Origin of the sequence: Nocardiopsis halotolerans DSM 44410 (assembly GCF_000341065.1) — a bacterium.
GTDB lineage: Bacteria > Actinomycetota > Actinomycetes > Streptosporangiales > Streptosporangiaceae > Nocardiopsis > Nocardiopsis halotolerans.
Genome location: NZ_ANAX01000140.1, coordinates 1 through 9,164 on the forward strand (window position 1 = coordinate 1; position 9,164 = coordinate 9,164).

General features: G+C 71.7%; 9 protein-coding genes and 2 pseudogenes. 10 read left to right on the forward strand and 1 reads right to left on the reverse strand.

The window, feature by feature from the left end:
• The 4 genes and pseudogenes from D455_RS0110350 to D455_RS35885 all read left to right on the forward strand — a co-directional run.
• Positions 1-861: YifB family Mg chelatase-like AAA ATPase (locus D455_RS0110350; RefSeq protein ID WP_017570653.1), on the forward strand; the 861-nt coding region annotated here is incomplete at its 5' end.
• Between the two features lie 5 nt (positions 862-866).
• A complete protein-coding gene (locus tag D455_RS0110355) occupies positions 867-2,066 on the forward strand; it encodes a DNA-processing protein DprA (RefSeq protein ID WP_051064614.1) in 1,200 nt (399 codons plus the stop codon).
• Between the two features lie 231 nt (positions 2,067-2,297).
• Positions 2,298-2,654: a RidA family protein gene (locus D455_RS0110360; protein ID WP_017570655.1), complete on the forward strand. Its 357-nt coding sequence runs from the start codon at positions 2,298-2,300 to the stop codon at positions 2,652-2,654.
• Positions 2,655-2,656: 2 nt separating this feature from the next.
• Positions 2,657-3,495: pseudogene (locus tag D455_RS35885) on the forward strand (tyrosine recombinase XerC).
• Here D455_RS35885 and D455_RS30000 read toward each other — a convergent pair.
• The gene (locus D455_RS30000; RefSeq protein WP_017570658.1) at positions 3,468-4,169 is read right to left on the reverse strand and encodes a M23 family metallopeptidase; all 702 of its coding nucleotides are present in this window, start codon (positions 4,167-4,169) and stop codon (positions 3,468-3,470) included. The pseudogene D455_RS35885 and the gene D455_RS30000 overlap by 28 nt on opposite strands.
• Before the next feature lie 291 nt (positions 4,170-4,460).
• Here D455_RS30000 and rpsB point away from each other — a divergent pair, with 291 nt between their 5' ends.
• From rpsB to D455_RS0110400, 6 genes and pseudogenes are all read left to right on the forward strand, one after another.
• The gene (rpsB, locus tag D455_RS0110375) at positions 4,461-5,420 is read left to right on the forward strand and encodes a 30S ribosomal protein S2 (RefSeq protein ID WP_017570659.1); all 960 of its coding nucleotides are present in this window, start codon (positions 4,461-4,463) and stop codon (positions 5,418-5,420) included.
• Positions 5,421-5,548: 128 nt separating this feature from the next.
• Positions 5,549-6,385, forward strand: coding sequence for a translation elongation factor Ts (tsf, locus tag D455_RS0110380; RefSeq protein ID WP_017570660.1), 837 nt, complete (start codon positions 5,549-5,551; stop codon positions 6,383-6,385).
• Between the two features lie 184 nt (positions 6,386-6,569).
• The gene (gene pyrH / locus D455_RS0110385) at positions 6,570-7,295 is read left to right on the forward strand and encodes a UMP kinase (RefSeq protein ID WP_017570661.1); all 726 of its coding nucleotides are present in this window, start codon (positions 6,570-6,572) and stop codon (positions 7,293-7,295) included.
• Between the two features lie 47 nt (positions 7,296-7,342).
• Complete coding sequence (gene frr, locus D455_RS0110390) at positions 7,343-7,900, forward strand: ribosome recycling factor (RefSeq protein WP_017570662.1); 558 nt, start codon at positions 7,343-7,345, stop codon at positions 7,898-7,900.
• A gap of 3 nt (positions 7,901-7,903) precedes the next feature.
• Entirely contained in the window at positions 7,904-8,836 is a 933-nt protein-coding gene (locus D455_RS0110395) for a phosphatidate cytidylyltransferase (protein WP_017570663.1), read from the forward strand.
• Between the two features lie 117 nt (positions 8,837-8,953).
• A pseudogene (locus D455_RS0110400) lies at positions 8,954-9,164 on the forward strand (aminotransferase); the annotation flags it as partial.

Here is a 9,164-nt window from a genome sequence, read left to right on the forward strand (position 1 = left end):
GGTCCTCCCGGCACGGGGAAGAGCCTGCTCGCCGAACGCCTGCCCACCGTGCTGCCCCCGCTCAGCCCCGCCGAGGCGCTGGAGAGCACCGCCATCCACTCGGTGGCGGGCATCCTTCCTCCGGGAGCGCCCCTGGTCACCGCTCCGCCCTTCGCGGCACCGCACCACACCTCCACCCGCGCCTCGATCATCGGCGGAGGCAGCGGTTATCCCACGCCCGGCTGGGTGTCCAAGGCCCACCACGGGGTGCTGTTCGTCGACGAGGCCCCGCAGTTCGGGCGCGGGGTGCTGGACTCCCTGCGCGAGCCTCTGGAGCGCGGCGAGGTGGTCCTGGCCCGCGCCTCCTCCACGGTGACCTTCCCGGCGCGCTTCCAGCTGGTGATGGCCGCCAACCCCTGTCCCTGCGCCAAACCCGGCAACCTGTGCACCTGCCCCGCCGGCGAGCGGCGCCGTTACCTCTCCCGGCTCTCCGGTCCCCTGCTGGACCGGATCGACCTCAAGGTCGAACTGCAACCGGTGTCGAGGGCCGAACTGCTCGCCGACCGCGCCTTCGCCGAGTCCTCCGACGTGGTGGCGGCCCGGGTGGAGAAGGCCCGGAGCCGGGCCGCCGAGCGGTTGGCGCACACACCCTGGACCACCAACGCGGCCATCCCCGGAGCGCGACTGCGCCGGGAGTTCCCCGTGGAGCCCGCCGCGCTGCGGGTGCTGGGCAGGGCGATGGACCTCGGACAGATCAGCGCACGGGGTGTGGACCGGGCGCTGCGTGTGGCGTGGACCCTGGCCGACCTCGCCGACCGGGAACGCCCGGGCGAGGAGGAGGCCGCCTACGCCTACGCCCTGTGGTCGGGACGTGCGTGGTGAGCGTGATGGAGGAGGGCGCGGAGAGGGGAGACGGAGTGACGGTGCGCGACGCGGAGGGGGAGGCCGACGCGCGGGCCCGCGCCTGCCTGACGGCGGTGACCCCGCCGGGGGACCTGTGGCTGGGGGCGATGCTCGCCGAGCACGGGGCGGACCGGGTGTGGGCGGAACTGGTGGCGGGTGCGCCGCCGCCACCGGTGCCCCACGAGGAGGACGAGGAGCCCGGACCGGAGGCGCTGGTGCGGTTGGAGCGGCGCTGGGCCCGGTGGGGCGCCGCCGCACGGGGGGTCGACCCCGACGGGTTGCTCGGGGACTCCGCGGCGGCCGGGATCCGCTTCGTGACCCCGTGGGACCCCGAGTGGCCGGGGCGACTCGAAGAACTGGACCTGCCCGGAGGACGCCGTTCGCACGGTCTGTGGGTGCGCGGCGGAGGAAACCTGCGCAACCTGTGCCTGCGCTCGGTGGCCGTGGTGGGGGCGCGCTCGGCCACGCCCTACGGCGAGCACGTGGTCTCGGAGATGGCCTACGAGCTCTCCGAGCGGGCGGTCGTGGTGGTCTCCGGAGGCGCGTACGGGATCGACGGCGCCGCGCACCGGGCGGCACAGGCCAACGGCAGCACGGTCGTGGTGTTGGCCTGCGGACTGGACGTGGACTACCCGCGCGGACACGCGGGTCTGTTCGCCGACGTCGCCCGTACCGGTGTGCTGGTGAGTGAACGGCCGGTGGGCGCCACCCCGCGCGCACCGGACTTCCTCGTCCGCAACCGGCTGATCGCGGCGCTCACCCCGGGAACGGTGGTGGTGGAGGCGGGACGGCGCAGCGGAGCGCTCAACACCGCGTCGCACGCCGCCGAGCTGAACCGGGTGCTGATGGCGGTCCCCGGGCCGGTCACCTCGGCGATGTCGGTGGGCAGTCACATGCTGCTCCGTGACTGGCACGCGGGTTGTGTCACCTGTGCGGACGACGTCGTCGCCCAGGTGGGCGCCTTGGGGGAGCTGCCTCCGGAGGCGGGGCCGCTGCGGGTGTCGGCCGAACTCGACGAGGACGGTGCCCGGGTCCTGGCGGCGGTGCCCAGGTCGGGTGCCGGTCCGGCGGTGATCGCCATGGCCAGCGGTACCGGCCTGGAGAGGGCCATGCGCGTCCTGGGGATGCTGGCGGCGGCCGGACTGGTGGAGCGCTGCCCGTCGGGCTGGCGGCTACCACAGTGAGGGGACGTGAAGCGAACAGGAGGGCGAGAAGGAAGAAGGGACGGTTCGTACCGGGAGGACCCGGGATCGGCCGGTGACCTGAGCCCCGTGCGCGCCCCTCGGGGCCACGGGCGGCACCAGGGCGATGGCGGGCGTCCCGTCGGGGTGGCCTCCGGCATCCGGGGTCACACCCCGTCGCGCCCGTCCGCGCCGCCAGCGGTTCCGTACCCTCCGTACGGGTACGGTGTCGTCATGGCACAACCCTACAGTGATGCCCTGGTGGCGGACGGGCCGCTGCTGTTCGTCTCCGGACAGAAACCCGAGGGGCCCGAGGGCGAGGTCGCCGTGGACATCGAGGGCCAGACACGTCAGATCTTCCGCAACCTGGAGTCCGTCCTGGCCCGCCACGGCACGGACCTCGGTCACCTCGTGAAGCTCACCTACTACCTGCGCCACATCTCCGACCTGAACGAGTTCCGTGCCGCGCTGGTCGAGTGCCTTCCCGAGGGGCACCGCCCGGCCGCCTCCCTGGTGGAGGTGAGCGGACTGGTCGATCCCACCTACCTCGTGGAGGTCGACGGGGTCGCCCTCCTGCCCTCCGGGGGGTGACCGTGCTGGACCGTTTCGCCGCACACCTGGCCGGCGAACTGGGGCGCTCACCCCACACCGTGCGCGGCTACCTGGCCGACCTGCGCTCCCTCCTCGCCCACCTGGAGGAGGAGGGGCACGGTGTCGGGGACCTGGACGTGGACCTGGTGCGCGGATGGCTGTCCCGGTCCCGCGAGGCGGGCGCGAGCCGTGCCACGGTGGCCCGGCGGGTGGCGGCCGTGCGCGCCCTCACGCGCTTCCTGCACCGTGAGGGGCTGCTCGCCACCGACCCCGGCCCCCGTCTGGCCAGCCCGGCGCAGCAGCGCTCCCTGCCGACGGTGCTCGACGAGCGGCAGGGCGCCCNGCCGACCTGCGCCGCCGCGCGGTGGTGGAGACGCTCTACGCCACCGGCGTGCGCGTCGCCGAGCTGTGCGCCCTGGACCTGGCCGACGTGGACCGCGAACGCGACACCGTACGCGTCCTGGGCAAGGGGGCCAGGGAGCGCACGGTTCCCGTGGGGGGACCCGCGCTGGAAGCCCTCGACGCCTGGCTGTCCGGAGGCCGTCCGGAGGTCGCGGGACCCACCAGCGGCACGGCGCTGTTCCTGGGAGCCCGAGGCGGGCGCCTGGGGGTCCGTCAGGCGCGCGAGGACGTGCACGCCCACCTGCGTGCCGTCGGCGCGGACGCCGCACCCCACGGTCTGCGGCACAGCGCCGCCACCCACCTGCTCAACGGCGGCGCCGACCTGCGCAGCGTGCAGGAGTTCCTGGGCCACGCCAGCCCGCGCAGCACGCAGATCTACACCCACGTGTCCGTGGAGCGCCTGCGCGACACCTACCGCCGGGCCCACCCCCGCGCCTGAGCAGCCCCACATGTGTGCGTCCTCCGTGCTCGTCCGCGGCCGGCGGCCTGACGGGTGGGATCGGCCACGCGTGTGCACCCCTCTCTTGTTTCCTCGGGAGGCCTTTCTACGGATCCCTCGCGTGTTCGGGGACGTCCGAGCCCGGGATGCGTGCGTGCGCCGTGCGGTGGAGGCGTCGGGGAGCGGGCCAGCGGCAGCAGACGGAACTCGCCGAGGCCGAGGAGGGAGAGCGGATCGAGGTGGTCGGCGCCGCGGAGCAGGCCCCAGTGCAGGCAGGGACGGCTCCGGCAGTGGACGGGCTCGGCGGCGAGCGTGCCCAGGAGGTCTCCGGCGGTGACCGGGTCGCCCCGTGCCAGGCCGGTCTCCACCGGCAGGTAGGTGGTGCGCAGATCGCCGTGGCCCACGCTCACCAGCGGCGTGCCCGCCACCGTGCCCGCGAAGTGCACCCGGCCGGAACCGGCCGCGTACACCTCCTGGCCGGGTTCCGCGGCCAGGTCCACGCCCAGGTGCCCGGGCAGCCAGCGCAGCGCGGGAGGGTCGAAGGGGCGCAGCACCCCGGCGGGCGGGGCGACCGGCCAGCGCCAGCCGGGGTCGGCCGCGGCCCGGGCGGGGTGGGGAAGAAGGAGGAGCAGGAGTGCCAGCGCCAGTGGTGGAAGGGGACGGAAAGAGGGCATGTCTCCAGAGTCCGGGGCGGGAGGGCGGTCCGCCAGGGGAGATGTGAACCTGTGGACAACCTCGGGGCGGCCGGACGAGAACGCCTGTACAGGTCCCGACGTATTCCCGGGGGGAGATAGAATCGTCTGCGGCCCACCGGGCCGAACACAATACGCACGTCCACGAGCCTCCTCGACGAGGGGCCGCACCCGCGGTCCGCGCCTCCCTCACGGTGGTGCGGCGGTGCGGTCGGGACGTCAGGGCACAACCGAGGCGGGAGCTCCTTCCGCCACCGCAAGGAGGACCAGGTCATGGCCACAGTCGTGACGATCCGCCAGCTCCTGGAGAGCGGCGTCCACTTCGGGCACCAGACCCGTCGCTGGAACCCCAAGATGAAGCGCTTCATCTTCACCGAGCGCAACGGCATCTACATCATCGACCTCCAGAAGTCGCTGGCCTACATCGACCGCGCCTACGAGTTCGTCAAGCAGACGGTCGCCCACGGCGGCACCGTCCTGTTCGTCGGTACCAAGAAGCAGGCGCAGGAGGCCATCGACGAGCAGGCCCGCCGCGTCGGCATGCCCTACGTGAACCAGCGCTGGCTGGGCGGCATGCTCACCAACTTCTCCACCGTCCACAAGCGGCTCCAGCGCCTCAAGGAGCTGGAGGAGATCGACTTCGACGACGTCGCGGGCTCCTCGCTCACCAAGAAGGAGCTCCTCAACCTCCGTCGCGAGAAGGAGAAGCTGGAGCGCACCCTCGGCGGTATCCGCGACATGTCCCGCGTGCCCAGCGCCGTGTGGATCGTGGACACCAAGAAGGAGCACATCGCGATCAGCGAGGCTCGCAAGCTGAACATCCCGGTCGTGGCCATCCTGGACACCAACTGCGACCCGGACGAGGTCGACTACCCGATCCCGGGTAACGACGACGCCATCCGCAGCGTCAGCCTGCTCACCCGCGTGGTCGCCGACGCCGTCGCCGACGGCCTCATGGTCCGCTCCGGTGCCTCCGAGGGCACCAGCAGCGAGCAGAAGGCCGCCGAGGAGCCCCTGGCCGAGTGGGAGCGCGAGCTCCTGGAGGGCAACAAGGCCGCGGCTGGCGAGGCCGCCGCCGAGCAGGTGCCGGCCGACGCCGTCTCCGAGCAGGTTCCCGCCGACGAGGCCGCCGCCGAGGCCCCGGCCGAGGCCACCCCGGCCGACTCCCCGGCCGAGGCGCCCGCCCAGGCTCCCGCCGAGGAGTCCCCGGCGCAGGCCTCCGACGCCGAGTAGTTCCGTGCCGTAGCGCACCGCAGCCGCCCCGCCACCGTCGGCGGGGCGGCCGACCGGTCGGTGCCCGGGCCGGGGTCGGCCCCACTTTCCGTACAGACTCTCCACTCCAAGGGAATCCGAGAACAGTCATGGCGAACTTCACCGCCGCGGACGTCAAGAAGCTGCGCGACATGACCGGCGCCGGCATGATGGCCTGCAAGAAGGCCCTGACCGAGGCCGACGGCGACTTCGACAAGGCCGTCGAGGCCCTGCGTGTCAAGGGTGCCAAGGACGTCGGCAAGCGCGCCGAGCGCACCGCCGCCCAGGGCATGGTCGTCCTCAAGCAGGAGTCCGACAGCAAGGCCACGCTGATCGAGCTCAACTGCGAGACCGACTTCGTCGCCAAGAACACCCAGTTCATCGAGCTCGCCAACCAGGTCGCCGACTTCGTCGCCGCCCAGGACAGCGACGACCTCGCCACCGTCGCCGCCGCCGAGATCGAGCCGGGCAAGAGCCTCCAGGCCTTCATCGAGGGCCGCAGCGCCGTCATCGGCGAGAAGCTGGAGTTCCGCCGCCTCGCCAAGTTCGAGGGCGCCTACGTCGCCAGCTACCTGCACAAGTCCGACCCGGACCTGCCCCCCACCATGGGCGTCCTGGTCGAGCTGGACAAGGCTGACGAGGAGGTCGGCAAGGACCTCGCCCAGCAGATCGCCGCTCTGGCTCCGCAGTACGTCAGCAAGGACGACGTCCCCGCCGAGGTCGTGGAGAACGAGCGCCGCATCGCCGAGCAGACCACCCGCGAGGAGGGGAAGCCCGAGCAGGCCATCCCCAAGATCGTGGAGGGCCGCCTCAACGGTTACTTCAAGGACGTGACGCTGCTCGGCCAGCCGTTCGTCAAGGAGAACAAGAAGACGGTCCAGAAGGTCGTCGACGAGGCGGGCGTGACCGTCAAGCGCTTCGTCCGCTTCAAGGTCGGCCAGGCCTGAGGGTTTTTGGGATGATGGAGGTGCCGGGGAGAACGCTCCCCGGCACCTTCGGTGGATATGGGCGGGTTTCGGGGCGCGTGCTCCCGGACCGCCCGCAGCAGGATCACTCGGGGGACCCTGTGCCGCTCGGGGACGACAAGGGAGGCCGCAGGCCGTGAACGAAGCGACGAGCACCGAACCAGCGATGCACGACTCCGGATGGAAGCGTGTGATGCTCAAACTCTCCGGGGAGGCGTTCGCGGGCGGCGGCGGCCTGGGCATCGACCCCGAGGTCGTCCAGTACGTGGCCGAGTCCATCGCCGAGGCGGTCTCCGAGGGCATCCAGGTCGCGGTGGTCGTCGGCGGCGGCAACATGTTCCGCGGCGCCCAGCTCACCGAGGGCGGCATGGAGCGCGGACGCGCCGACTACATGGGCATGCTCGGCACCGTGATCAACTGCCTCGCCCTCCAGGACTTCCTGGAGCGGCTCGGCGTGGACACCCGCGTGCAGACCGCGATCCACATGAGCCAGGTCGCCGAGGCCTACATCCCGCGCCGCGCCGTCCGTCACCTGGAGAAGGGCCGTGTGGTCATCTTCGGTGCCGGTCTGGGCGCGCCCTTCTTCTCCACCGACACCACCGCCGCCCAGCGCGCGCTGGAGATCGGTGCGCAGGCGGTGCTCAAGGGCACCCAGGTCGACGGGGTCTACGACTCCGACCCCCAGCGCAACCCCGACGCGGTCAAGTTCGACAAGCTCAACTACAACGAGGTCCTCACCCGCGGCCTCAAGGTCATGGACGCCACCGCGGTCAGCCTGTGCATGGACAACGGGCTGCCCATCGTCGTGTTCGACCTGATGAGCCAGGGCAACATCCTGCGCGCGGTACGCGGTGAGAAGATCGGCACCATCGTCGGGCCGACACCCGCCTGAGCCGGCCCCCGCGACCACAGCAAGCCACGACACCAGGGAGCGCCCACATGATCGAAGAGACCCTCCTCGAAGCCGAGGAGAAGATGGAGAAGGCCGTGGCCGTCGCGAAGGAGGACTTCGCCACGATCCGCACCGGCCGTCCCACTCCGGCGACCTTCAACCGGATCACCGTCGACTACTACGGTGCCCGGACGCCGATCAACCAGCTGGCCTCCTTCTCGGTCCCCGAACCGCGCATGGTGGTCATCTCGCCGTTCGACGTCAACGCGCGCACCGAGATCATCAACGCCATCCGCAACAGCGACCTGGGTGTGAACCCCTCCGACGACGGCCAGGTCATCCGCGTGGTGTTCCCCGAACTGTCCGAGGACCGCCGCAAGGAGTACGTCAAGGTCGCGCGGACCAAGGCCGAGGACGGCAAGGTCTCCATCCGCAACGTCCGCCGCCGCGCCAAGGACACCTTCGAGAAGGCCGTGAAGGCGGGCGACGTCGGCGAGGACGAGGCGCACCGCGCCCAGGCCGAGCTGGACGAGCTGTCCTCGAAGTACGTCGCGTCCGTCGACGAGCTGCTGAGGCACAAGGAATCGGAACTGCTCGAGGTTTAGTCAGTGACCCTTCCTTCCTCCAGCGGCTCCGAAGGCGATGACCACTCGCCCGAGCACAGACCCGACGGGGGGCCGAACGGCCCCGACGCGTCCGGTCAGCGCTTCGCACTGCACAAGCCGGGAGGTGAGCCGGTCCGGACGGGCCGCAACCTCCCGGTGGCCATCGCCAGCGGGTGCGTCCTGGGCGCGCTCGTGTTCTTCTCCGTCTTCCCCTGGCCCCAGCTGTTCACGATCATCACCTCGCTGGCGGTGCTGATCGGGCTGCGCGAGGTCAACCGTGCGTTCGCGGGCAAGGGCATGGGTCTGGCCCTGGCCCCGCTGGCGGTGGGCGGTGTGGCCATGCAGGTCGCCGCCTACTTCGGGGGGACCGAGTGGCTGGTGGGAGCGACCGCGCTGACCGCGATCGTCGCCCTGGTGTGGCGGTTGCGCGGCGGTACGGACGGGTTCGTGGCCGACGTCGCGGCGAACCTGTTCACCCTGGTGTACCTGCCGTTCCTGTTGGGGACGTGGCTGCTGCTCATCTCGCACCCCGAGGACGGCCAGTACCGCCTGGTCACGTTCATCGTGGTGACGATCTCCAGCGACATCGGCGGATACTTCGCCGGGATCCTGCTGGGCAGGCACAAGATGGCGCCGGTGATCAGCCCCAACAAGACCTGGGAGGGCTTCGGCGGCTCGGTCGTGGGCTGCTCGGTCGCCGGGGCGCTGTGCGTGACGCTGATGCTGGACGGTCCGTGGTGGGTCGGCGTGGTCCTGGGTCTGGCGACCGTCCTGGCCGCCACCGTCGGGGACCTCATCGAGTCGCTGTTCAAACGCGACCTGGGCGTCAAGGACATGGGCGGGTTCATGCCGGGGCACGGCGGCCTGATGGACCGCCTGGACTCGCTGCTGATCGCCGGTCCCGTGACGTGGATGGTGCTGAGCCTGCTGCTGTAGGCGGAGGGTTCCCGACGGGGCGGACTCCCAGGAGCCGCCCCGTTCGCGTGCCCGGGATGGTTCGCGCGATGGTCGGGTGGATACGCTCGACGGGTGGAAGAACCGCTGATCGAACGAATGCGCGTGTACGGCGAGACGATCTTCGCAGAGATGACGCGGCTGGCCGTGGAGACCGGATCGGTCAACCTGGGACAGGGCTTCCCCGACACCGACGGCCCCCGGTCCCTGCTGGAGGCCGCATCGGGGCACCTCCTGGAGGGGGTGAACCAGTACCCGCCCGGCCCGGGGCGGCCGGAGTTGCGGCGGGCGGTGAGCCGCTACCGGGCCC